Annotated in this window: 25 protein-coding genes; 7 read left to right on the top strand and 18 right to left on the bottom strand. The window is 63.7% G+C overall.

Features of this window, described 5'->3' with window-relative positions; translation table 11 throughout:
- Positions 1-27 precede the first annotated feature (27 nt).
- The 7 genes from BM046_RS01025 to BM046_RS00995 form a co-directional block, all read right to left on the bottom strand.
- The gene (locus BM046_RS01025; protein ID WP_090536110.1) at positions 28-747 is read right to left on the bottom strand and encodes a thioredoxin fold domain-containing protein; all 720 of its coding nucleotides are present in this window, start codon (positions 745-747) and stop codon (positions 28-30) included.
- A gap of 57 nt (positions 748-804) precedes the next feature.
- Entirely contained in the window at positions 805-1722 is a 918-nt protein-coding gene (gene xerD / locus BM046_RS01020; RefSeq protein WP_090536856.1) for a site-specific tyrosine recombinase XerD, read from the bottom strand.
- An 81-nt stretch (positions 1723-1803) separates the two neighbouring features.
- Positions 1804-2592, bottom strand: coding sequence for a thiol:disulfide interchange protein DsbG (gene dsbG, locus BM046_RS01015; protein WP_235818536.1), 789 nt, complete (start codon positions 2590-2592; stop codon positions 1804-1806).
- 2 nt (positions 2593-2594) lie between these two features.
- Positions 2595-3428 carry a TlpA disulfide reductase family protein gene (locus BM046_RS01010; RefSeq protein WP_235818535.1) on the bottom strand — a complete coding sequence of 278 codons (834 nt, stop codon included), beginning with the start codon at positions 3426-3428 and terminating at the stop codon, positions 2595-2597.
- A complete protein-coding gene (dsbD, locus tag BM046_RS01005; protein WP_090536104.1) occupies positions 3428-5245 on the bottom strand; it encodes a protein-disulfide reductase DsbD in 1818 nt (605 codons plus the stop codon). Before dsbD ends, BM046_RS01010 begins: the two co-directional genes overlap by 1 nt.
- A 127-nt stretch (positions 5246-5372) precedes the next feature.
- On the bottom strand, positions 5373-6413 hold the full coding sequence (locus BM046_RS01000; RefSeq protein ID WP_235818534.1) for a c-type cytochrome: 1041 nt from the start codon (positions 6411-6413) through the stop codon (positions 5373-5375).
- 12 nt (positions 6414-6425) lie between these two features.
- Positions 6426-7091, bottom strand: coding sequence for a c-type cytochrome (locus BM046_RS00995; RefSeq protein WP_218149983.1), 666 nt, complete (start codon positions 7089-7091; stop codon positions 6426-6428).
- Positions 7092-7269: 178 nt separating this feature from the next.
- Between BM046_RS00995 and BM046_RS00990 the strand changes: the two genes are divergently transcribed.
- Together BM046_RS00990 and BM046_RS00985 are read left to right on the top strand one after the other, a co-directional pair.
- Positions 7270-7938 (top strand): response regulator, encoded by a 669-nt coding sequence (locus tag BM046_RS00990; RefSeq protein WP_090536099.1) that lies wholly within the window; start codon positions 7270-7272, stop codon positions 7936-7938.
- The gene (locus BM046_RS00985; protein ID WP_090536097.1) at positions 7935-9278 is read left to right on the top strand and encodes an ATP-binding protein; all 1344 of its coding nucleotides are present in this window, start codon (positions 7935-7937) and stop codon (positions 9276-9278) included. Before BM046_RS00990 ends, BM046_RS00985 begins: the two co-directional genes overlap by 4 nt.
- Before the next feature lie 49 nt (positions 9279-9327).
- Here BM046_RS00985 and rplS read toward each other — a convergent pair whose 3' ends face one another.
- The 5 genes from rplS to ffh form a co-directional block, all read right to left on the bottom strand.
- Positions 9328-9675 carry a 50S ribosomal protein L19 gene (rplS, locus tag BM046_RS00980; protein WP_090536095.1) on the bottom strand — a complete coding sequence of 116 codons (348 nt, stop codon included), beginning with the start codon at positions 9673-9675 and terminating at the stop codon, positions 9328-9330.
- Between the two features lie 32 nt (positions 9676-9707).
- Positions 9708-10457: a tRNA (guanosine(37)-N1)-methyltransferase TrmD gene (gene trmD, locus BM046_RS00975; protein ID WP_090536093.1), complete on the bottom strand. Its 750-nt coding sequence runs from the start codon at positions 10455-10457 to the stop codon at positions 9708-9710.
- A 3-nt stretch (positions 10458-10460) separates the two neighbouring features.
- Positions 10461-11003 carry a ribosome maturation factor RimM gene (gene rimM, locus BM046_RS00970; RefSeq protein ID WP_090536091.1) on the bottom strand — a complete coding sequence of 181 codons (543 nt, stop codon included), beginning with the start codon at positions 11001-11003 and terminating at the stop codon, positions 10461-10463.
- Position 11004: 1 nt separating this feature from the next.
- Positions 11005-11253 (bottom strand): 30S ribosomal protein S16, encoded by a 249-nt coding sequence (gene rpsP / locus BM046_RS00965; protein ID WP_090536090.1) that lies wholly within the window; start codon positions 11251-11253, stop codon positions 11005-11007.
- A 174-nt stretch (positions 11254-11427) separates the two neighbouring features.
- Positions 11428-12819: a signal recognition particle protein gene (gene ffh, locus BM046_RS00960; protein ID WP_090536088.1), complete on the bottom strand. Its 1392-nt coding sequence runs from the start codon at positions 12817-12819 to the stop codon at positions 11428-11430.
- A 157-nt stretch (positions 12820-12976) separates the two neighbouring features.
- On the opposite strand from ffh, the gene BM046_RS00955 reads away from it, so the two are divergent.
- Together BM046_RS00955 and BM046_RS00950 are read left to right on the top strand one after the other, a co-directional pair.
- Positions 12977-13777, top strand: coding sequence for a cytochrome C assembly family protein (locus BM046_RS00955; RefSeq protein ID WP_090536086.1), 801 nt, complete (start codon positions 12977-12979; stop codon positions 13775-13777).
- A 34-nt stretch (positions 13778-13811) separates the two neighbouring features.
- Complete coding sequence (locus BM046_RS00950; protein WP_090536084.1) at positions 13812-15086, top strand: HlyC/CorC family transporter; 1275 nt, start codon at positions 13812-13814, stop codon at positions 15084-15086.
- Positions 15087-15112: 26 nt separating this feature from the next.
- Here BM046_RS00950 and purT read toward each other — a convergent pair whose 3' ends face one another.
- The 4 genes from purT to BM046_RS00930 are packed head-to-tail and all read right to left on the bottom strand — an operon-like array spanning position 15113 to position 17662.
- Entirely contained in the window at positions 15113-16294 is a 1182-nt protein-coding gene (purT, locus tag BM046_RS00945) for a formate-dependent phosphoribosylglycinamide formyltransferase (protein ID WP_090536083.1), read from the bottom strand.
- A gap of 16 nt (positions 16295-16310) precedes the next feature.
- Positions 16311-16514: a DUF1289 domain-containing protein gene (locus BM046_RS00940; RefSeq protein ID WP_177197758.1), complete on the bottom strand. Its 204-nt coding sequence runs from the start codon at positions 16512-16514 to the stop codon at positions 16311-16313.
- Positions 16514-17038: a gamma carbonic anhydrase family protein gene (locus BM046_RS00935; RefSeq protein ID WP_090536079.1), complete on the bottom strand. Its 525-nt coding sequence runs from the start codon at positions 17036-17038 to the stop codon at positions 16514-16516. Before BM046_RS00935 ends, BM046_RS00940 begins: the two co-directional genes overlap by 1 nt.
- 27 nt (positions 17039-17065) lie before the next feature.
- A complete protein-coding gene (locus BM046_RS00930) occupies positions 17066-17662 on the bottom strand; it encodes an NUDIX hydrolase (RefSeq protein WP_090536851.1) in 597 nt (198 codons plus the stop codon).
- Between the two features lie 177 nt (positions 17663-17839).
- On the opposite strand from BM046_RS00930, the gene BM046_RS00925 reads away from it, so the two are divergent.
- The 3 genes from BM046_RS00925 to BM046_RS00915 all read left to right on the top strand — a co-directional run bounded on the left by BM046_RS00925 (position 17840) and on the right by BM046_RS00915 (position 19984).
- Entirely contained in the window at positions 17840-18391 is a 552-nt protein-coding gene (locus BM046_RS00925; RefSeq protein ID WP_090536077.1) for an NUDIX hydrolase, read from the top strand.
- A complete protein-coding gene (locus tag BM046_RS00920; protein ID WP_090536075.1) occupies positions 18388-18876 on the top strand; it encodes a L,D-transpeptidase family protein in 489 nt (162 codons plus the stop codon). Before BM046_RS00925 ends, BM046_RS00920 begins: the two co-directional genes overlap by 4 nt.
- 103 nt (positions 18877-18979) lie before the next feature.
- On the top strand, positions 18980-19984 hold the full coding sequence (locus BM046_RS00915; protein ID WP_090536073.1) for a cytochrome-c peroxidase: 1005 nt from the start codon (positions 18980-18982) through the stop codon (positions 19982-19984).
- Between the two features lie 64 nt (positions 19985-20048).
- On the opposite strand, the gene BM046_RS00910 is transcribed toward BM046_RS00915, so the two are convergent.
- The gene (locus BM046_RS00910; protein ID WP_090536072.1) at positions 20049-20360 is read right to left on the bottom strand and encodes a YqfO family protein; all 312 of its coding nucleotides are present in this window, start codon (positions 20358-20360) and stop codon (positions 20049-20051) included.
- A 68-nt stretch (positions 20361-20428) separates the two neighbouring features.
- Entirely contained in the window at positions 20429-22456 is a 2028-nt protein-coding gene (locus BM046_RS00905) for a TonB-dependent receptor (RefSeq protein ID WP_090536070.1), read from the bottom strand.
- Positions 22457-22502: the final 46 nt, after the last annotated feature.

The raw sequence follows: 22502 nt of genomic DNA, 5'->3' as shown, positions 1-22502 counted from the left end.
TGGCTTGTGTCCGCCTTTCAGACGGTTCTACTTGTTGGCGATTGCCTCGGCTGCCAGTTGCTGGGCCGGCTTGTAGCCGGGCAGCAGCCTGCCATTGGCAAAGAAGATCGCCGGTGTGCCCTGCACCCCGAGACGGGAGCCCAGGCTGTACTGCTCGGCCACCGGATCCTTGCAGCTGGCGGCGCTGACCCGCTTGCCCTGCTTGGCATTGGTCATGGCCGTCTGCTGATCATCGGCACACCAGACCGACTGCATGGTGCGCGCGGTGGCGCTCTGCAAGCCGGCACGGGGGAAGGCCGCATAGCGGACCTCGATGCCCAGATCGTTCAGCTGACCCACCTCCTCATGCAGCTTGCGGCAGTAACCGCAGTCCACATCGGTAAAGACGGTGATATGGGTCTTGGGCTGCTCCGGGGCAAACACCACCAGCTGCTCGGCCGGCAGCGCCGCCAGCACCTGTTTGGCCTGCTCGGCCTCGACCTCGGCAGTCAGGTTGCGCACTCCGTCGTCACCTACCGAGAGCAGTACGCCCTGGATCAGATGGCGCCCGTCGGCGGTGGCGTAGATGACCTTGCCGTTCTCCAGTTGTACCTGATGCAGGCCCTCGACCGGCGACTCGGAGACTGCGGAAATCGGCACGGGAAACTGCAGTCGCTCCAGACTCTGCGCGATGTTCTGCCGGGCATCGGCCCAGACGGAGGCGGCGCAGAGGCTCAGCAGACCCGCCGCCAGATATTTCAGTCGCATGATCGATCCCTTCAACAGACACAAAAAGACAGTAGAGCTTACCACGAAACCGTGATCTCACCCACGGGGATGATGACTGGCATGCAGCTCGCGCAGCCGGTGCCGGGCCACATGGGTGTAGATCTGCGTGGTAGACAGATCACTGTGCCCCAGCAGCATCTGCACCACCCGCAGATCGGCCCCGTGGTTGAGCAGGTGGGTGGCAAAGGCATGGCGCAGGGTGTGCGGCGACAGCGGCACGCGGATCCCCGCCTGCTGCGCATACAGCTTGATGCGGTGCCAGAAGGTCTGGCGGGTCATCTGCCGCGCCTGCTGGCTGGGAAACAGCACATCACCGGGCTGCCCGCGCAGCAGTACAGGTCTGGCCTCAGCACAGTAGCGGACGATCCAGGCCAGCGCCTCCTCGCCCAGCGGCACCAGTCGCTCCTTGTTGCCCTTGCCGGTCACCCGCAGCACGCCCTGGCGGGGGTTGAGCTGGTCGACCCGCAGACCCACCAGCTCGCTGACGCGCAGGCCGCAGGCATAGAGCACCTCGAGCATGCACCGGTCGCGCAGCCCCAGGGTGTCCTCCACATCCGGCGCCGCCAGCAGAGCGTCCACATCCGCCTCGCTCAGGGTATCGGGCAGCGGCCGCCCCAGTTGCGGCATGGCGATATCCAGCGTGGGGTCCTCGGCGATCAGCCCCTCGCGCAGGGCATGCCGGTAGAAGCCGCGCAGACAGGACAGCAGCCGCGCGGTGGAACGCGCCGAATAGCCCGCGCTCATGCGCCAGGCAAGATGTTCGAGCAGATCACCCCGGGACACGGCATACAGCCCTCCCCGGCCGGTCAGCCACCCGGCCAGCAGGCTCAGATCGGTGCGATAGGAGGCCAGTGTCTGCTTGGCCAGCCCACGCTCAAGCCACAGAGCATCGAGAAAGCGGCCGATGGCCTGCTGGTCATCCTCAGTCGGCGGGGGGAGATTAGCTGGGTCCATGATCATCTCGGTGCTTGCATACCTGACGATCATAAAGGTTTCAAACGAAGGCTTCGACTATGCTGACCCCTGGCTCCCCACTTAACGCGGCCCCATCACCTCGGCCATCTGTTCCGGGCGGGGCATGCCATTGAATTTCCTGATCAGACCATCGCTTTCGCGCACCACTATGCCTGGTGTGCCGCGAAAGCCCGTGGTCTGCATCAGCTGCTGATTCTCATCCAGGATTCTCTGGGCCCTGCTGGAAATGCTGCTGGCCGGTTTGATACCACCTCTGGCGAAATTCTTCTCGTTTTCCAGCAACGCCGCTGACGGATCATCCGCCTCGAGGATGGCCGCCGCCTTGGCCGGGCTATCGGCTTTGATGACCCCCACAAACAGATGACGCAATTGCACCTTGCCGGAATCCACCCAGGGGCGGGCCGCTTCCCAGAAGCGATGGCAGAAGGGGCAGTTGGCGTCACTGAAGGTGTAAACCACACGCGGCGCCTCCGCGTCGCCGTCCAGCACCCAGGTGGCGTTTTCCAGCGCGGCCCAGGTTTTTTCACTCATCGGCTTAGCCACCAGTTCCTGGAGCGTGGCGACATCAACCGGGGCGCCGCTGGCATCCAGTCGGGTACCCACAACTGCGCTGCCGTCGCTGGTGACATAGACCGCGATGGGCTGATCACCGGCGACGCCGGCGAAAGCCCGCAGCTCGCTGCCGACGTCGAACTCCTCGACAACGGTCAGCCCCTGGGCTTCCAGTGCCTTCAGCACCTGCGGCTGCGCCGCCCCTTGTGCGTACACGCCGGTTACTGCCGATAACAAAGCCGCGGCCATGCCGAAGGACATGCCGGAACGCGGTTGGAACATGGATCTGGAAAACATGATTATTCCTCGTCGGAAAGGGGTTGGGCAGATTGTGAGAAATGGCGGGCCATGTTGCTCTTGAAGCTGGCCATGGTGAGCTCGCCCATGTGCGAATTCACCAGTTCACCTTCGGCATCGAAGAACAGGGTGGTCGGCAGCGCGCGCGCGCCGGTCGCGTTCATGGCGCGGGAAAAGGGATCCAGCAGCACGTTGCTCAGCGTCAGGCCCTGACCTGTCAGGAAGGCCTGCGCCTGCTCGGCGCTTTCGCCCTGGTTGACCATGACGATGTTCACGTCCGGGAACTCGGATTGCGCCTGCTCGAAGACGGGCATTTCCCGGCGGCACGGCGGGCACCAGGTGGCCCAGAGATTGACCACGGTCGGGCGGCCCTGGTAGCTCAGCAGCGACACGGGCTCCTCCTCCAGGGTGGCCAGCTGCAGATCCGGCATGGGCGGCGAATGGTGCAGCAGACCCACCACCATGCCGGCCAGGAACCAGGCCGCGACGCCGGTCAGCACCCCCGCGAGCGCCGCCCGCCGCAGCATGCGCATGCCCCGGGCTCGCCAGCCGATAAACGCCAGCGCGAACAGCACACCTACCCACCAGGTAAAACCACCATCGCCAATGGCGATTATCGACATGGGTGTGGCGAAATAATCCTCCCACCAGTAGGCGACATACCCGAGCCTCGCGGCTATCAACCCCCAGAACACGGCATCGAACAAAACGGCGCCAGCCAGTTTGGGCGAAACATCGCCGCCCATCCGCCTGGCAACCGCACGGGTCACCAGCCAGGCGAGCAGGATGGCGGCAACAACGCCGACGACTTTGATGGAGAACGGACCGACACTCATCATGGGGTACCTGCAGCATTCAAACGGTTGAGAAATTCACTCGCATTGATCTCGCCGACCATCCGCAAATCGCGGCGTTCGTTGCCATCCGGCCCGACCAGGATCAGCGTGGGCGGCCCCAGCACGCCCCAGTGCCTGAGCAGCGCCTGGTCCACCGCATCGTTCCGGGTGACGTCCGGGCGCACTATCTGCATCCGCGCCAGGCGCTCCGCCACGACCGGATCACCGAAAACGTTGCGTTCGATCACATGGCAGCTGACACACCAGTCGGCGTAGAAGTCGATCAGCGTCCACTCTCCCCGTGCGGCGGCTTCAGCCAGGCGGGCGTCCACATCCTCCACCGACTTGGCCTGCACATAGTCCGGCACAGACGGGGCGGATGCCGGCGCTGAAACGCCGCCCAGGTGGCTCAGCGGCTGCAATACCGAGCTGCCGCCGGACGCCGCGCCCAGCAACATCAATATTGACCACAGTCCGACGAAGCTGGCGCCCGTACGCAGCGCCCACTTCAGGCGCGGCCTGTCCGGCACCGCCTGGGCCCAGGCGAGCAAACCAATGGCAATCGACAATATCCAGGCACCCCACAGCAGCAGGCTCAGGGTGCCGGGCAGGAACCGAGCCAGCATCATCACGGCCATGCCGACCATCAGGTAGCCAAAGGCGATATTCACCCGCTCCATCCAGGCACCGGGCCTGGGCAGGATGCGCGCGCCGAAGGTCGCAATCGCCAGCAGCGGCAGCCCCATGCCCAGGCCCAGAGCAAACAGGGCCAGGCCACCATAGACGGCGCTACCGGTTTGCCCGATGTACAGCAGCGCACCGGCCAGCGGCGCGGTCATGCAGGGACCCACCAGCAAGGCGGATAGAAAGCCCAGGGCGGTGGCACCGACCAGGCTGCCGCCTGTCTGCCCGCGCCCTGCCGACTCGATCCGATTGACCAGAGCCGATGGCAGCCGCAGAGTAAACAGACCAAAGAGCGCGCTGGCCAGCACCAGGAACAGGGCGGCGAAGGCGCCCAGCAGCCAGGGCGATTGCAGGGTCGCCTGCAGGTTGGCACCGGCCAGCCCCGCCGCTACCCCGACTGCCGCATAGGTCACCGCCATCGCCACTACGTAGCAGAGCGACAGTATGAAGGCGCGGGCGGGCCTGGCCTGGCTGCCGACGACCATGCTGGAGACGATGGGAATCATCGGCAGCGTGCAGGGCGTAAAGGCCAGCAACAGACCGAAACCGAAGAACAACAGCGTGCCCGCTACCGGCCCCAGGGTAGCCAGGTGTTGCGCCGCCTGCTGATCCTCGCCCATCACAGCATTCGACGGCGCATCACCCACGTCCGGGGAGCTGGTTAAGGCCGCTTTGGCTGAAGCCGGCGCCACGCCTGCTGCAGCAACATCCACCTGCAGCGTCTGCGGTGGATAACAGAAGCCGACCTCTGCACAGCCCTGCCAGTGCAGCGTCAGCGGGCCTGATACGTCTGCCGGAAAGCCCAGCCGCAACATATCGGCGGTATAGATTTCGGTGTCACCGAAAAACTCGTCATGCTGGGCTTTGCCCGCACTCAGCTCCAGTTCGACCGGCTCGCCCTGGTCGTCAACCAGCTTCAGAGAGTGGCGGTATACGTAATAACCATCGCTGACCCGCCCCTTGGTCGTATAACGCTCGCCCTGCTGTTCGACCTCTTTCAGGGTAAAAACCTCTGCGGCCTCCAGCAGATCGGGCTGCTGTCCCCAGGTGAACAGGCCGCTGCTGGCGGCACTGCCGGTGGCATGCAGCAACAGCAGGACAAGCGCCAGGGCGTGTTGATAACCGAACGACAATGTCGACTCCTTCAGACGAGGCTTTCGGGCAATGTTGCACCTGCTCGATTAAGCGAAACTGAAGGCGTGACGGCGGCCAGACGGGAAACGAAGCGGGACGGCAGCCGTCCCGCTTCGCGGAGGGAGGTCAATCATAGGTGCGATCGCGCAGCACGTCGGGCTTGAGGAAGTCCTTGCGTCCCACGTTATCGTGATCACCCAGCACCCGGCCGTTCACTTCCTGGCCGTACATGGTGTGCTTGTGGAAGGTATCGCGGTACAGCTCCAGGGTTTCCTTCACATCGCCCGTGTAGCGGGGGTCCTGCGGCCGCTCCTGGGAGTCGATGAACTGCGCCAGATCCCAGGCCTGCTGGTCGGTCAGGCTATTGGGCTGGCCCAGCGGCATGTTGTGCTTGATGAAGGATGCCAGGGTGTATACCCGGCTGATCCCCGCTCCCCAGTTGTAGGAGTTATCTCCCCAAACCGGCGGAAACACCACCTCGCCACGCACGCTCAGGCCCGCCCCCTCATCACCATGGCAGATCGAGCATTGGGCTGCATAGATCTCCTTGCCACGATCGTAGTCAGGCTTCTCGGCGGGCTCGTCGAGCCGAGGGAAGCCACGCCCATACAGCTTGCCGGTCGGGTACATGGGCACACCACTGGCCAACCACTGGTGGTAGGCGGCGAGCGCGATCATGTCATCACTGCCGTAGGCCGGCGGCTTGCCGTTCATGGAGTAGGTGAAGCAGCCGGCGATGCGCTCTTCCAGGTTGTTGACGTGATCGTTCTTCGGCCGGTAGCCCGGCAGGGTAACCGCCGCCGGCCAGATCGGCCCCGAGAACGGCAGTCGCCCTGCGCCCAGGTGACAACTGCTGCAGTTCATGTCATTGAACACGTACTCGTCGCGAAACTGCTGAGTGTTGGTAAAGATGTCGTACCCGCGGCGGATCACCCGTTTCAGCTCCGGGTGCAGTGAAGACGCTTCCAGATCCTCCATGGTCGGCGGAATATGAACAAAACTGTCGGCGGTGGGCGCCGGTGCACCGGGTGCCATGCTGGCCAGGACCGCCAGGCTTTCCTCGGACAGTTCGGTCTGGGCCTGGGCCAGAGGCGCAGCCAACAGGGATCCCAGGGCGACCAGCAGGCCGGTCCGCAGCCGGGGCATCCAGGAATTGAAAATAGTCATACTGCTCGCCCCTTACTGTTCGGCGGTGGCCGGCTGGGAGGAAAGCCAGGCGGCAACGGCGTTGATGTCGTCACTGCTCATGCGCTCGGCGATGGTGGCCATCAGGCGCTGCGGGTCGTTCTTGCGGGCCCCCTGCTGCCAGGCGAGCAGCTGATCGCGGATGTAGCCGAAGTGCTGGCCGGCGATCGCAGGGAATACGGTGCCCGCACCCAGGTTATCCGGACCATGGCAGCTCGAGCAGGGCACAATGTATTTGCTCCAGTCACCTTCGGTGGCCAGTTGCTCGCCGCGCTTGAGCAGTTCCTCCGAATGGCCCTGCGCCGCAGCCGACTGGCCAGCGGTCGCCGGGAGGCTGGCGAACCAGGCAGACACATCGGCGATCTGCTGATCATCAAGCATCTGGGCGAAGGCCTGCATGCTGGGATTCTGCCGGGTGCCGTCCTTGTAGGCCTGCAACTGTCGGGCGATATAACCGGCATCCAGTCCGGCCAGTCGGGGCCAGGACTCGCCGTTGGGATTGTTCTGGCCTCTGCCGTCCACCTGGTGGCAGCTGGCGCAGACCGCCGCTGCGGCCTTGCCCTGTTCTGGATCACCGGCCGATGGTGCGGCCGCCACACCCAGCGGCAGGGTCAGCAGGCAGATGGCACCAGCAGCCCCCCGGATATGTTTTCTTAGCACTTTGAACTCCTGAAGTGGCCGCGTTGCGCGGCTCTGGCATCGTTGTCTATCTGACGCGAGGCGTGCTTCTAGCATAGCCCGATTAAGCGAATGTTAAAGGAAGCACACCCGCGATCCATGACTGACGTCCTGCAACACTCTGGCCTAAGATGGTCTTTTTTCAACGCAGAGATCGAATATGCGCGTTCTGTTGGTAGAGGATGATGTCCTTATCGGGCACGGCATTGTTGCCGGATTACGCAAACATGGAATTTCGGTACACCATGTGACTACCGCTGCTGCAGCGGAGGCGGCGCAACTGGAGGACGCCTTTCAGGCATTGATCCTCGACCTCGGTCTCCCCGACCTCGAAGGTCTGGAATTGATGGCCAGGATGCGTCGTTTCGAGCCGCAGCTTCCGGTACTGGTATTGTCGGCACGGGATGCCATCGAGCACCGGCTTGCCGGCCTGCAGAGCGGTGCCGACGATTATCTGGTAAAGCCATTCGACCTGCGCGAGCTCGCCGCTCGGTTGCACGCGCTGGTCAGGCGCACCCAGGGCCGGGCTGTCCAGACCATCGAGGCCGGACCGTTGCGCCTGGAGCCGGACAGCGGTCTCGCCTGGCTAGGTGGCGAGCCGGTCACCCTGTCACGCCGGGAGGTCGATCTGCTGGTTCACCTGGCGGCCGCCGATGGGCGCTGGGTATCCTCCGACGCGCTCAACGAACGCCTGTATGGCCTCGGTGAGCAAGTCAGCAGCAATGCGCTTAGCGTGCATATTCACAACATCCGGAGAAAGCTCGGCGCGGAGGCCATCGAAACCGCCCGCGGGCTTGGCTACCGGCTGGGCTGGAGCTGCTCCCAATGAGCCTGCGCCTGCGTGCGGTGCTGATCACCGGCATAGCCCTGATGGTGCTCTGGGCACTGGCTGCAGCCTGGATGACGCAGGGCATGCGCGCCAACCTGGACCGCACCCTGGATGGCCGACTGGCCATGTCGGCCCGCATGGTGGCGGGCCTGCTCGAAGGGGCAGCACTGGACCCGAATGCCTCGCCGGCAAACTTCACCGATGCAGTGCGCGTCAGTGGTAAGGAAGGCATCGCCTGTGAAATCCGGGCGCTGCGCGGAGAGGTACTGGCCAGCACCGGCAGCGTTCCCACGTCGGATTTCGCCACCCTCACCGCCGGTTACAGCACCCGGGAAGTGGGAGGCAGGCAGTGGCGGGTCTATATCCTCCACGACAACGGCTACCAGATCACCACCGCGGACCGCATCGATGAGCGCAACGTATTGATCAACAACCTGCTGGGCGCGGCGGGTGTGCCTTTCCTGATCGCCTTTCTGGGCGGCCTGGCGGCACTCTGGATCGGTATCGGGCGCGGTCTGGCCCCGCTGGAAGCGCTGCGCGAACAGCTGCGCGCCAGGGACACGGAGGACATCACGCCGATTGTGGTCGGCCGTTCACCCACCGAGTTGCGCCCGGTCCTTGATGCGATGAATGCGCTGCTGGCCCGTCTGGCCCAGGCGCTCGCAAGCCAGCGCGCCTTCACCGACGCGGCCGCCCATGAACTGCGCACACCGCTGACGGTCATCGACACCCATCTGCAGGTGGCACGCCTGAGTGACGGCGAAGACGCGCAAGCCTCGCTCGCCAGCGCCGAGGAAGGAGTACGTCGACTGCGCCGTATTCTCGACCAGATGATGACCCTGGCGCGCACCGAGGCCGTTCCCAGCAAAGGCGATGAATGCATTTCGGTGCTGGCTGCCGTGGAGGAGGTGCTGGATCGCACCGAGGCCAGCCAGCGAAGCCGGTTGATCTTCACCGTGACGGGTAACGATGCCGGCACCCCGCTGCCCAGATCGCTGTTGGAAACGGCATTGCGGAACCTGGTGGATAACGCGCTGCGCTATTCGCCGGAGGGTACCCCCATCGAGATAACGGCCGCTTTCGACCATCCGGCCCGGCGCTGCGTCATTGCGGTGGCCGATCAGGGCCCGGGAATGGACCCCGAGCAGCTGCGGCAGATCGGCCGCCGATTCTGGCGGGGCGACCGGGGGCGTCAATATCAGGATGGCGCCGGCCTGGGCATCTCCATTGTCCGCGCCATCACTACGCGATTCGGCGGCGCGCTCGAACTCAAGCCACGACCAACGGGTGGGCTGATCGCTGAAATCACTCTGCCGCTTGCCAGGACAAACCCCGGATAACAAAAAACCGCCCGAAGGCGGTTTTCTGTGGTACCAGGTACAGGCTCGATCAGTTGAGCTTTTCCTTGATACGAGCGGCCTTGCCGGACAGGGCGCGCAGGTAGTACAGCTTGGCCTTGCGCACGTCACCACGGCGCTTGACAGTGATGCTGTCAACCATCGGGGAGTAGGTCTGGAAGGTACGCTCGACGCCTACACCGCTGGAGATCTTGCGCACGGTGAAAGCGGAGTTCAGACCACGGTTACGCTTACCGATAACCACGCCTTCGAAGGCCTGCAGACGCTGACGGTCGCCTTCCTTCACTTTTACCTGGACGATGACAGTGTCACCCGGCGCGAACGCAGGGATTTCACGGTTCATTTGCTCGGCTTCGAGCTGGGCAATGATGTTGGACATTTCTAGAACTCCTACAAGCCGCCGGACTTGCTTCAATGGTTATCGGTTTCCTGCTCGCGGATGAATTCCGCCAGCAGTTGCTGCTGTTCTTTGCTCAACGTCAGTCCTTCGAGCAGTTCCGGCCTTCTCAGCCAGGTTCTGCCCAGCGACTGCTTGAGACGCCAGCGCCGGATCAGTTCATGATTCCCACTGAGCAGCACCTCCGGTACGCGCTGCCCTGCAAACTCTTCCGGCCGGGTGTAGTGCGGACAATCCAGCCACCCTTCCGAAAACGAATCTTCCACCGCTGAATCCGCATGCCCGAGCACGCCGGGTATCAGCCGGGTTACCGCGTCCAGGAGCACCATGGCTCCCAGTTCGCCGCCGGACAACACATAGTCGCCGATGGATATCTCCTCGTCGACGCACATCTCCACGATGCGCTCGTCGATACCCTCGTAGCGCCCGCACAGCAATACCAGGCTGTCCAGTTGCGCCAGCTCGACGACCCGTTTCTGGGTCAGCGGCTGCCCCTGCGGTGAGAGATAGATCACCCGCGGGGGTGAGGGAGCCTTGGCGCGGATGGCCGCAATGGCCTCCAGCAAGGGCTCAACCTTCATCAGCATGCCCGGGCCGCCCCCGAAGGGCCGATCATCGACCGTACGGTGCCGGTCGTGGGCATGGTCACGGGGATTGCTGTACTCGACAGTCAACTGCCCCCGCTTGACGGCTCGCCCGGTCACTCCGTGCCCGGTCAACGCCGTGAACATCTCGGGAAACAGGGTTACCACACCGGCCCACACCGGTCAGAACTCCGGATCCCAGTCGACCTGCATGACACTCTCAGCCAGGTCGATGTGCTTTACGTACAGATCAGGCAGGTACGGCAACAGCCGTTCGCGCTGGTCGATACTGCCCGCACAGGGCTTTACCACCAGGACATCATTGGAGCCGGTCTCCAGCAGATGATCGACCCGACCGAGCAGCTGCCCGTCGAGGGTGACAACCTGCAGACCTTCCAGCTGATGCCAGTAATACTCACCTTCCGGCAACGCGGGGAGCTGGGACTCGGGAACACAGATTTCCCAGTCCACCAGTTCCAGTGCTTCGTTGCGGTCTCTCACGCCCTTGAGCTGAGCTACCACCACACGCCCCTGGAGCCGGCCCGAAATAACGGACATCTGTCGCTGCTCCTGCCCCTTCCGAAGTATCCAGACGGGGTAGTTCAGCACGTTGTCCAGCGGCTGGGTGTGCGAATACACCTTCACCGCTCCGCGTATGCCATGAACCGATACGATCTTGCCGAGAATCAGCAGCGGCGCTTGCGCCGACTCAGGCTCGCGGATCATATCAGGCGGAGGCCTGGGCTTCCTTCAGCAGAGAAGCAACGCGCTCGGAGGGCTGTGCACCCTGACCCAGCCAGTAGCTTACGCGCTCCTGGTTGACGGACAGGCGAGTTTCACCACCGGTAGCGACCGGGTTGAAGAAACCAACGCGCTCAACGAAACGGCCATTGCGAGCGTTGCGGCTGTCAGCAACAGTCAGGTGGTAGAAGGGGCGCTTCTTGGAGCCGCCACGAGCAAGACGAATGGTTACCATGTGAACATCGTTTCCTGTATTTGAGTAACACCCACGGATTCATGCCGGGCATATAGCCCGAAAGGTCGCGTATTCTACGGAATATCGCAAACAAATGAAACCCTTTGTGAGGCCTGCTCGACCACAGGTCGGACAGGCCCGATCAACCGATGCGGCGGGGGATGCCGACAGCGGTCAGAAACGCGGCATGCCGCCGCCCGGAGGCAGCATGCCGCCACCGCCCAGACCGCCCATGCCGCGCATCAGTTTGGCCATGCCACTCTTGCCGCTGACCTTCTTCATCATCTTCTGCATCTGCTTGTGCTGCTTGATGACGCGGCCGATATCCTGGATCTGGGTACCGGAACCGGCGGCGATGCGACGCTTGCGCGAGCCACTGATGATATCCGGGTTGCGCCGCTCGGCCGGGGTCATGGAGTTGATGATGGCCTCCATCTGCTTGAACTGCTTCTCGGCCTGAACCTGAGCCGCTTCCATCTGCGACGGGTTGATCTTGCCCATCATCGGCAGCTTGTCCATCAGCGAGCCCAGCCCGCCCATGCCGCGCATCTGCTGCAGCTGGTCGCGGAAGTCTTCGAGATCGAAGCCCTTGCCCTTTTTCAGCTTGTTGGCCAGCTTCTCGGCCTTGGCCTTGTCCAGCTTCTGCTCGGCCTGCTCGATCAGACTGAGCACATCACCCATGCCGAGGATGCGCGAGGCAACCCGGTCCGGGTGGAAGGGCTCAAGGGCGTCGGTCTTCTCGCCGACACCCAGGAACTTGATCGGTTTGCCGGTGATATGGCGGACCGACAGGGCCGCACCACCGCGGGCGTCACCATCGACCTTGGTCAGGATGACCCCGGTCAGCGGCAGGGCTTCATTGAAGGCCTGGGCGGTATTGGCCGCGTCCTGACCGGTCATGGCATCGACCACGAACAGGGTCTCGGCCGGTTTGGCCGCCGCGTGCACTGCCTTGATCTCCTCCATCATGTCCGCATCGATGTGCAGACGACCGGCGGTATCGACGATCAGCACGTCCATGAAGCGGCTTTTCGCTTCACGCAGGGCGGCGTCGACGATATCCACGGGCTTCTGGCTGAGATCGGAGGGGAAGAAGGTGACACCCACCTCGCCGGCCAGGGTCTCCAGCTGCTTGATCGCCGCCGGACGGTAGACGTCGGCACTGACCACCATGACCTTCTTCTTCTGCCGCTCACGCAGGGTCTTGGCCAGCTTGGCGACGCTGGTGGTCTTACCCGCGCCCTGCAGACCGGCCATGAGGATGACCGCCGGCGGGGTCACCGACAGGTTCAGGCCCTCGGCCTGACCCATGACCGCTTCCAGCTCGGACTTGATGATCTTGACGAACACCTGGCCCGGCGACAGGCTGCGCGAGACTTCCTGGCCCACGGCCCGGTCGCGCACCTGATCGACGAAGCTCTTGACCACCGGCAGCGCCACGTCCGCCTCAAGCAGCGCCATGCGCACTTCGCGCAGGGTGTCCTTGATATTGTCTTCAGTCAGCTTGGCGCGACCGGTGATACCGGCCAGGGTACCGGACAGGCGTTCGGTAAGATTTTCAAACATCAGCGAATTCTCCTTGGCCCCGTAGACCCCTGCTGCGGGTTGAGGCAATCTGGCTGGGCAGTATACATTGGGGTTTGTGTGTGTGCAGCAAGCGCTTTATCCTCACCCCGGCTTGTGCGACACTTGATCGCCAATTGATAACCATTTGCAAGGACGTATGACTGCCCTGATTGCCACCCTCCTTGCCGCCGCGCTGTATCTGGGCGGTACCCTGTATCAGCTCCACTGTCTGCGGCAACGTCAGACAGCCAGTCCTTCGATCCTGCGCGGGGTCGGCGCCCTCGCCCTGATTGCCCACGCCATCAGCCTCTATGGCGAGATCTTCACCGGTCAGGGCCTGTCCTTCGGCTTCTTCCATGTTTCCTCACTGATTGCCTGGCTGGTCATCGCCGTCACCCTGGTATTCAGTCTGCGCGCACCGGTTACCAGCCTGTTGCTGGTACTGTTCCCGGTGGCGCTGATCGCCAAGCTGCTGGCCTGGCTGCTCCCCGATCAGGGCGCGGCGACCGTCCCCGGGCACTCGGCGCTGCTGGTGCATGTGCTGCTGTCCATACTGGCCTACGGCATCCTCGCCATTGCCGCCTTCCAGGCGAGTCTGCTGGCCCTGCAGAACCATCAGCTGCGCCACCGCAACCCGGTGCGTTTCAACCATACCTTCCCGTCGCTGCAGACCATGGAAGCCCTGCTGTTCCAGTTTGTTCTCTGCGGCGAGGTATTGCTGACCCTGGCGCTGATTTCCGGCTTCGTATTTCTGGACAACATGTTCTCCCAGGGCGTGGCCCACAAGACCCTGTTGTCATGCCTGGCCTGGGTGGTGTTCGGCATCCTGCTGTGGGGCCGACACGTGCGCGGCTGGCGCGGCAGCAAGGCCATTCGCTGGACCCTGGCCGGCTTTCTCCTGTTGATGCTGGCCTTCTTCGGTAGCAAACTGGTCCGTGAATTCATCCTGCCCATGTGAGCGGGGCCCTGTCCGACCCGTACCGAGGTAGCTCTTGAGCGAGACAAGTACCGGCCTGTTACTGCTGATCCTGGCGTTGCTGATTGCCTGCTCGGCATTCTTCTCCAGTTCCGAAACCGGGATGATGAGCCTCAACCGCTACCGGCTCAAACACCTGAGCAAGAAGGGCGTGCGCTCGGCGCGCCGGGCTGAGCAGATGCTGGCGCGGCCGGACCGCCTGCTGGGGACCATTCTGGTCGGCAACAATATCGTCAACATCCTCGCCGCCTCCCTGGCCACCGTGGTGGCAGTGCGGATCTGGGGCGATGCCGGTATCGCCATCGCCACCGTGGCGGTGACCATAGTGGTGCTGATCTTCGGCGAGATCACCCCCAAGACCTTTGCTGCCCTGCGCCCCGAGACCATTGCCTTCCGCGTCACCTACCCTCTGGGGCTGCTGCAGCGGCTGCTGTATCCGATCGTCTGGCTGTGCAACACCCTGAGCAATGGACTGTTGCGATTGCTGGGCATCACTCTGGAGAACGCCCAGGCCGCGCAATTGTCCGCCGATGAGCTGCGCACCGTGGTCAACGAAGCCAGCCTGGGCATCACGCCGCGGCGCCAGAACATGCTGCTGAGCATCCTCGACATGGAACGCATGACGGTCAACGACATCATGGTGCCGCGCAACGAGGCCTATGGAATCGACCTGGATGACGACATGCCGACCATCCTCGAGCAGCTGCGCACCAGCCACCACACTCGCCTGCCGGTCTACCGCGGCGACATCAACAACGTCACCGGCATAGTGCACATGCGCGCCATCGCCCGCCTGCTCAGCCACAATGACCTGACCAAGGACAAGCTGGTCAAGAGCTGCAAGGACCCCTACTTCATTCCGGAAAACACCCCGCTGCACACCCAGCTGCTGAATTTCCAGAAGCACAAGCGGCGCATCGGTTTTGTCGTGGACGAATACGGCGACGTGATCGGATTGGTCACCCTAGAGGACATCCTGGAGGAAATCGTCGGCGAGTTCACCACCGACCTGCTGCCGGCCAACCACGACATCCACCCCCAGGAGGATGGCACCTTCGTGATCGACGGCAGTGTCTACCTGCGCGACATCAACCGGCAGCTGCAATGGCATCTGCCCGAGGATGGCCCCAAGACCCTCAATGGTCTGATCACCGAGCGCCTTGAGCACATACCCGACAGCAGCATCGGCCTGAGTATCGACGGCTATCGCATGGAAATTCTGCAGACCAAGGACAACATGGTCAGAAGCGTGCGCATCTGGAGCGTGGATACGCCGGTGACGGCAGACTAGGACAGCTCCCCGCCTGCCGGAGACAGTTACAGCTCGACACTGACCGCCTGCGCCGCGCGCAGCGCCCGGGCCCGCGCCAGCTCGATATTCTCATCCCGTGCCAGCACCACACCCATGCGCCGCAGACCTTCCACCGCCGGCTTGCCGAACAGGCGCAGCTGGGTATCGGGCTCGCTCAGGGCCTGGTGCAGGTTGCCGTAGCTGACGTTGCTCGAGTTGCCCTCGACCAGGATCACCGCCGAGGCGGCCGGGCCATACTGGCGGATCTGCGGAATCGGCAGACCGAGAATGGCCCGGGCATGCAGGGCGAACTCCGACAGTTCCTGGGAGATCAGGGTCACCAGCCCCGTGTCGTGGGGACGCGGCGACACCTCGTTGAACCAGACCTGATCACCCTTGACGAACATCTCCACGCCGAACACCCCGCGCCCGCCGAGCGCATCGGTGATGCGCCGGGCCACGTCCTGGGCCTGTGCCAGCGCCTGCTCGCTCATCTGCTGGGGCTGCCAGGATTCGCGGTAGTCGCCACTCTCCTGACGATGACCGATGGGCGCGCAGAAGCTGGTGCCACCGGCATGGCGCACTGTCAGCAGGGTGATCTCGTAATCGAAATCGACAAAGCCTTCGACAATGACCCGGCCGAGCCCGGCACGGCCGCCGGACTGGGCATAGTCCCACGCCGCCTCTATATCCTGCTCGCTGCGCACCAGACTCTGGCCCTTGCCGGAGGAACTCATCACCGGCTTGACCACACAAGGCAGACCGATTTCGCGGACTGCTGCCAGATAGTCGTCGCGCCCCTCGGCAAAGCGGTAGGGCGAGGTCGGCAGCTGCAGCTCCTCGCTGGCCAGGCGGCGGATGCCCTCACGGTCCATGGTCAGGCGCGCGGCGCGGGCGGTGGGAATGACGGTGTAGCCCTCCTCCTCCAGCTCGACCAGGGCCGCGGTGGCGATGGCCTCGATTTCCGGCACTATATAGGCCGGCTTCTCCAGCTCGATCACCTGGCGCAGGGCCGCGGCATCCAGCATGTTGATCACATGGCTGCGGTGCGCCACCTGCATCGCCGGGGCATTGGCGTAGCGATCCACGGCAATCACCTCGCAGCCCAGACGCTGCAGCTCTATGGTCACTTCCTTGCCCAACTCGCCCGAGCCGAGCAACAGGACACGGGTGGCGTTACCGGCCAGGGGAGTTCCGATACGGGGCATGCTGCCTATCCTTCTGTTATTTCGTTCCGACATTCATCCAGACGCCCTGCTCCCGGGCGCGGATCTCACACTGACGCAGGATCTCCCGGCGTCGCTCGTTGCTGGCCCTGCCCCACTCGGTAATCTCCCTGCCACTGCGGTGGCAACCGGTGCAGATGTCATTGTCATCCAGACTGCATACATAGACGCAGGGCGACTTGACCGGGGTCTCGGTGCTCATCAGTCTTCCTGGGGGTGCAGGTCGCGCTTGAAACGCTGGGCGTTGTGTACGTAATGGGCGGCACCGGCCTTGATCGCCATTGCCTGCTGTTCGCTCAGCTGACGCACCACCTTGCCGGGCGAGCCCATGACCAGGGAGCCATCGGGAATTTCCTTGCCCTCGGGAATCAGCGCGTTGGCGCCGATGATGCAGTTGCGGCCGATCTTGGCGCCATTGAGGACCACGGCATTGATGCCGATCAGGCTGTCGTCGCCCACGGTGCAGCCGTGCAGCATGGCCTTGTGTCCGACGGTGACGTTCTTGCCCAGAATGAGCGGAATGCCCGGATCGGTATGCATGATGGCCCCGTCCTGGACGTTGCTGTTCTCACCGATCAGGATGAGTTCGCAGTCACCGCGCAGCACTGCGTTGAACCAGACGCTGGCGTTCTTCTCCAGACGCACCTTGCCGATGACCACGGCGGTCTCGGCGATCCATGCTCCTTCCGCCATCTCCACACGATCATCACCCAATCTGTACTTCATCCTGACTCCTCATGATTGTTCTGGTTTTCAACGTCTGTGCCCATCGGGCGGGACCTGCAGCGGAATCCGTGCGTCGAATGCGACGTTCATGAAATCCACCAGGATCAGGGCGGTCAGGCCCCAGATCCGGAAACCTTCGAAACGGTAACTGGGCACGTACCAGCTGCGCCCTTCATAGTCGATGCGGTGGGTCATCTCCCGGTTGTCCTCGAGGAAATAGCTCACCGGCACCCGGAACACTTCCTGTATCTCGTGCTCATTGGGGCGCAGATCGAAGACATCGGGCACTATGCCCACAAAGGGCGTGACCTTGATACCGAACCGGGATACCAGACTGCCGAGCGGCCCGACCACTTCCACCAGATCCGGCAGCAGGCCGATCTCCTCGTGGGCCTCGCGCAGTGCGGTATAGGCCAGGTCAACATCACCGGGGTCCCGGCGACCACCCGGCAGGGCCACCTCGCCGGAATGGGTCGACAGGTTATTGGAACGCAGGGTGAGAATGATCTCCGGCCGGTCTTCCACGCAGGTGACCGGGACCAGAACGCCGGCTTCCGGCAAACCGGCTGTTTCAACCACCCGCGGCTGATACTCGGGAATCCGCGAGCGTACCTTGTCCAGCATCTGACCTACCTCGTATTTTCCTATCATGATGGCATGATCACCGACACCCGACCAGCACCCATGATTGCTGAATATATCCCCATGCCGGGCATTGTCGGCCCATTGCCTCTTTACCCCGCGGGCGATGCGCAGCAAGATGGAAGCCTGCCAGCCGACGAATCGAGGAACCCCCGCTACATGAAGTTCTGCAGCCATTGTGGCCAGCCGGTCACCGAGCGCATCCCCCAGGGAGACACCCGGCCGCGCTTCATCTGTGATGCCTGCCAGTTCGTGCACTACCAGAATCCACGTATCGTCGCCGGCTGTCTGGTCACCGAGGAGCGCTATGTGTTGCTGTGCCGGCGTGCCATAGAACCGCGCCACGGCTTCTGGACGTTGCCGGCAGGCTTCATGGAGAACGGCGAGACCACCGAAGAGGCAGCGCTGCGCGAGACCTGGGAGGAAGCCCATGCCCGGGTGCGCGATCAACAGCTGTATATGCTGTACAACCTGCCCCATATCAACCAGGTGTACATGTTCTTCCGCGGCCAGCTGGCCGACGGGGAGTTTGCTCCCGGCGAGGAGAGCCTGGAGGTACGACTGTTCAGCGAGGCGGAAATTCCCTGGGACCAGCTGGCCTTCCCCACCATCGGCAAGACCCTGCGCCAGTACTATCGGGACTACTCCAGCCAGCAGTTTCCCGTACGCATGCGCGACATCACCTGGCCGCCGGGGCACACCACCCGATGAGTCGCTGGCTACTGTTGTTGTGCCTGAGCCTGTTCTGCACCCTCAGCGCCGCCGCCCAGCCGGTCATCGACCAGCTGCGGGTGCACAAGCAGGAGCGCCGGCTGGATGTGATCAGCGAGGGCAAGGTGATTCGCAGCTACCGCATCTCCCTCGGTCGGCAGCCGGTGGGACACAAGCAGCACCAGGGCGACAACCGCACCCCGGAAGGCATCTATCACATCGACTGGCGCCACCACAGCCCCAACTACAACCTCAGCATGCACCTGGACTACCCCAACCTGAAGGACAGGGCCGAGGCCTGGAAACGCGGGGTCGACCCCGGCAGCATGATCATGATCCACGGCACGCCGGTGGATGAGGACTACCCGGAATGGTTCTTCCGCGGCCTGGACTGGACCAACGGCTGCATCGCCCTGCTCAACGCCGACATGCAGGAGCTGTGGGACCTGGTGCCCGACGGCACCCGGGTCGAGATATTACCTTGACCCACGTCAACCTTCCTGCTCGCCAGGTCTGAGACACTCCGACTCAGAGAACTGAACATGGCGAAGACCATGCCTGCTGAGGTGCATGTAAGGAGTGTTGCCCATGAAGAAACTGCTTAGTCTTGCTGTGGCCGCGAGTATCGGCATCAGCGCCCACGTCCACGCCGACCGCCTGACCACCGAGCTGATCAAACCGATCGAACCCTACGTCAGCGAACAGCCCGAGAAGGTCGAGCTGGGCAAGAAACTGTGGTTTGATCCGCGTCTGTCGATGTCCGGTTTCATTTCCTGCAACTCCTGCCACAACCTGAGCACCGGCGGCAGTGACAACCTGCCGACTTCCATCGGGCACAACTGGGCGGAAGGTCCGATCAACTCGCCGACCGTACTGAACTCCAGTCTGGCCGTGGCGCAGTTCTGGGATGGCCGTGCTGCCAACCTGAAAGAGCAGGCCGGTGGCCCGATTGCCAACCCCCTGGAGATGGCCTCCAACCACGCCCTGGCAGTGGACGTGATCAACTCCATTCCGCAGTACCGCGAAGACTTCTTGAAAGTCTATGGCAGCCCGGAAGTCACCATCGAGAACATCACCGATGCCATCGCCGAGTTTGAAGAGACGCTGGTCACCCCCAACTCCCGCTTCGACCTGTGGCTCAAGGGTGACGACAGCGCCCTGACCGCCCAGGAGCTGGCCGGTTATGAAACATTCAAGAGCATCGGCTGCGTGGCCTGCCACAACGGCCCGGCCGCTGGCGGTACTTCCTTCCAGCGCATGGGCGTGGTCGAACCCTACCAGACCGACAACCCGGCTGAAGGTCGTGTGGCCGTCACCGGCAAGGACGCGGACCGGTTCAACTTCAAGGTACCGACCCTGCGCAACGTCGAGCTGACCTATCCCTACTTCCACGACGGCGCCTACTGGGAGCTGGAAAAAGCGGTGGATGTCATGGCTCGCCTGCAGCTGGGGCGTCAGCTCAATGACGAGGAGATCAACAACGTGGTCGCCTTCCTCAAGACGCTGACCGGCGATCAGCCCCAGCTGACCCTGCCGATCCTGCCGCCGTCGACCAACGACACGCCGCGTCCGCAGCCCTTCGGCGCCAAGTGATACCCAGTCGGTAACACGGCAATGCAAAAGGCCACCCTCGGGTGGCCTTTTCATTGTCCGCTTCCTACAGCTCCAGCAACGGCCAGACGTCGAAGGCCGGTTCCTCGTAGGGGTGGGCCTGACGCAGTGCAGCCACCGCCTGCTGGATGGCCTCATCCTCGCAGACCATTTCCACCCGGTACTCGGCGACCTGCTCCAGCCTGCCCGCCTCCCCGATGAAGGGATTGGCGCCGGACCCGGGGCGGAACTGCCCCTGACCCAGCACCTGCCAGCAGCAGTGCTCGTAGTCGCCCATACGCCCGGCGCCGGCATCGAATACCGCCTGCTTGACCGCCTCGAGATGGGACTCGGGTACATAGAAACAGAGCTTGTACATGCGTCACTCCACAGGGCACAGAGGGCCGCAGTGTTGCAGCCATGCGCCCGTTTCTCAATACCGCCGCCTCACAGACTGAAACGCACCCCCAGGGTCAGGTTGCGCCCCGGCAGCAGCACGTCGTCCTTGATGAAGGAGCTGTGCTGACGCGCCTTGTCATTCAGCAGGTTGCCGGCACGGGCGTAGATCAGGTAATCCACCCCCGCCTCGCTGAAGCCGCGGAAACTCAGGCCGGCGTTGAGCATGGTGTAACCGTCGGTGCCGGTTTCGTGCTCTGCCAGCCGGTCCTGACGCTCTACCCGGTAGGCCTCCAGCTCGCCATCGAGGGCGCTGGTGATCTGGCGGTTCAGCCGCAGCCCGTAGCGATCAGCGGGGATGCGCTCCAGATTGCCGCCGTCACGCAGCCGGCCACGTACGCTGTCGGCGAACAGCCCGAGCTCCAGGCGGTCGCTCAGGGCCAGGGCGGCACTGGCCTCGAAGCCACGCAGCACAGCGTCGTCCTGCCGGTACTCCACTACCCGGTAGTCGCCGCCGGGGTCATAGCCGGCATCGGCGGCATGGATGAAATCATCCACCTGATTGCGGAACAGGCTCAGGCTGTAGGTCAGCCGGCCGGCGGTCTTGCGCAGACCGAGTTCGAGGTTGTACCCGGTCTCCTCATCCAGCCGTGCATTGCCCAGCTCCACGGTGCGGGTCGCCGCGTGGGGGCCACGGGCATACAGCTCCTCGGCGGTTGGCAGGCGCTGGGAACGGGACAGATTGCCGAACAGGGCATAGCCCTCGGTGAACTGCCAGGTGCTGCCGAAGGCGATGGAGGTCCCGCGGTGGCGGCTGTCCGCTGCACTGCGCTTGACCTGCACATCCTGCCATTCGTGGCGCAGGCCCAGCTCATGGCGCCAGGCCCCCGATTGCCACTCCTCCACCAGGAACAGGGCGTGGTTGCTGGTCAGGGTTGCCGGCACATAGGCCTCCTCGCCGAGGGCCGCGAAATCCCTGCGACTGCTCTGCCCGCCCAATACCCCGCGCCAGCCGGCGATGGGTCTGTGGGTCAGCTCGGCGCGCATCTCCTGTCCCCGGTTGTCGAAGCGGGTGCCCACCTCGCTGCCCTCCATCTCCCGGTGCTGATAGTCGGTGTTGGCCAGACGTACCCGCAGTTTCTCGAAGCCGGCCAGGGGTTCCCGATATTCACCCCGCAGGTCCCAGCGCCGCTGACGCATGTCGATACGGGCATCACCGTGGTCCTCATGGTCATGATCGTGATCCCCGTGTCCGTGACCATGCCCGCCGCAATGCCACACCGGGCCGTGGGTGTGGCAGTCCGCATGCTCATGGGCCAGCAGACCGTACTCGCGGTTCTGCTCACTGTAGGCCAGCCCCAGATAGCCCCGCTCCCCGATCCAGCTCAGTCCCAGGGCCGCGGAATCGGCCTCGTTGAAGGCCCCGTCCTGGCGCGAGGGCGAACCCGGAATGCGATACTCGTCGGCCTCAAGACGACTGCCCTCCAGCCGCAGCGCCAGCTGCCCCGCTCCCGCCGTCAGGCCGAAGGCACCGGCTTTCTCGTCGGCCACGGTATTGCCACGCAGCTCCAGATCCGCCTCCAGCCCGTCCTCGGGCAGGTAGGTGGGCACCCGTCGATCGATCAGATTGACCACACCGCCAATGGCACCACCCCCGTACATCAGGGTCGCCGGCCCCTTGAGCACTTCAATGCGCTCCAGCAGCTGCAGCTCACCGGTACTGGCATGGTCGGGACTGCTGACGGAGGCATCCAGCAGATCGGCACCGTCACTCAGGACCCGTACCCGAGGACCGTCCAGGCCGCGGATGACCGGTCGCCCGACACCGGGGCCGAAGCCGCTCGACTGCACCCCGGGCAGACCGGCCAGGGTATCGCCCAGGGTGGCTGCGCGGCGACGGACCAGAGCATCGCCCTGCAACACCTCGACCGCGGAACTCAGCTCCGCGGCGTGGCGCTGGTAAGCAGTGGCGCTGACCCGGGTATCGGGCAGGCTCAACACCTCGGAAGCATGGGTTGGCGCTGCGCAGAGACTGGCGAGCGCCACGGCGCCAGCCAGGGAATGACAAACCTTGTTCATGTTATTCAGCCCTCGTTTTTGACACGACCCGGACCGCACGCCGGGC

The organism is Halopseudomonas formosensis, from assembly GCF_900115905.1.
Taxonomy (GTDB): Bacteria; Pseudomonadota; Gammaproteobacteria; order Pseudomonadales; family Pseudomonadaceae; genus Halopseudomonas; species Halopseudomonas formosensis.
This window is presented reverse-complemented; position numbering and strand designations above follow the sequence as displayed.

What these genes read in the sequence shown, in the direction of transcription:
- BM046_RS00985 (WP_090536097.1), top strand. Translation starts at nt 7,935, where the DNA reads ATGAGCCTGCGCCTGCGTGCGGTGCTGATCACCGGCATAGCCCTGATG.
- rplS (WP_090536095.1), bottom strand. Translation starts at nt 9,675, where the DNA reads ATGTCCAACATCATTGCCCAGCTCGAAGCCGAGCAAATGAACCGTGAA.
- BM046_RS00955 (WP_090536086.1), top strand. Translation starts at nt 12,977, where the DNA reads ATGACTGCCCTGATTGCCACCCTCCTTGCCGCCGCGCTGTATCTGGGC.
- BM046_RS01010 (WP_235818535.1), bottom strand. Translation starts at nt 3,428, where the DNA reads ATGAGTGTCGGTCCGTTCTCCATCAAAGTCGTCGGCGTTGTTGCCGCC.
- ffh (WP_090536088.1), bottom strand. Translation starts at nt 12,819, where the DNA reads ATGTTTGAAAATCTTACCGAACGCCTGTCCGGTACCCTGGCCGGTATC.
- purT (WP_090536083.1), bottom strand. Translation starts at nt 16,294, where the DNA reads ATGCCCCGTATCGGAACTCCCCTGGCCGGTAACGCCACCCGTGTCCTG.
- BM046_RS00920 (WP_090536075.1), top strand. Translation starts at nt 18,388, where the DNA reads ATGAGTCGCTGGCTACTGTTGTTGTGCCTGAGCCTGTTCTGCACCCTC.
- BM046_RS00925 (WP_090536077.1), top strand. Translation starts at nt 17,840, where the DNA reads ATGAAGTTCTGCAGCCATTGTGGCCAGCCGGTCACCGAGCGCATCCCC.
- BM046_RS00990 (WP_090536099.1), top strand. Translation starts at nt 7,270, where the DNA reads ATGCGCGTTCTGTTGGTAGAGGATGATGTCCTTATCGGGCACGGCATT.
- BM046_RS01025 (WP_090536110.1), bottom strand. Translation starts at nt 747, where the DNA reads ATGCGACTGAAATATCTGGCGGCGGGTCTGCTGAGCCTCTGCGCCGCC.
- BM046_RS00935 (WP_090536079.1), bottom strand. Translation starts at nt 17,038, where the DNA reads ATGAAGTACAGATTGGGTGATGATCGTGTGGAGATGGCGGAAGGAGCA.
- BM046_RS00940 (WP_177197758.1), bottom strand. Translation starts at nt 16,514, where the DNA reads ATGAGCACCGAGACCCCGGTCAAGTCGCCCTGCGTCTATGTATGCAGT.
- BM046_RS01000 (WP_235818534.1), bottom strand. Translation starts at nt 6,413, where the DNA reads ATGACTATTTTCAATTCCTGGATGCCCCGGCTGCGGACCGGCCTGCTG.
- xerD (WP_090536856.1), bottom strand. Translation starts at nt 1,722, where the DNA reads ATGGACCCAGCTAATCTCCCCCCGCCGACTGAGGATGACCAGCAGGCC.
- BM046_RS00905 (WP_090536070.1), bottom strand. Translation starts at nt 22,456, where the DNA reads ATGAACAAGGTTTGTCATTCCCTGGCTGGCGCCGTGGCGCTCGCCAGT.
- BM046_RS00910 (WP_090536072.1), bottom strand. Translation starts at nt 20,360, where the DNA reads ATGTACAAGCTCTGTTTCTATGTACCCGAGTCCCATCTCGAGGCGGTC.
- dsbG (WP_235818536.1), bottom strand. Translation starts at nt 2,592, where the DNA reads ATGTTTTCCAGATCCATGTTCCAACCGCGTTCCGGCATGTCCTTCGGC.
- rpsP (WP_090536090.1), bottom strand. Translation starts at nt 11,253, where the DNA reads ATGGTAACCATTCGTCTTGCTCGTGGCGGCTCCAAGAAGCGCCCCTTC.
- BM046_RS00930 (WP_090536851.1), bottom strand. Translation starts at nt 17,662, where the DNA reads ATGCTGGACAAGGTACGCTCGCGGATTCCCGAGTATCAGCCGCGGGTG.
- BM046_RS00915 (WP_090536073.1), top strand. Translation starts at nt 18,980, where the DNA reads ATGAAGAAACTGCTTAGTCTTGCTGTGGCCGCGAGTATCGGCATCAGC.
- rimM (WP_090536091.1), bottom strand. Translation starts at nt 11,003, where the DNA reads ATGATCCGCGAGCCTGAGTCGGCGCAAGCGCCGCTGCTGATTCTCGGC.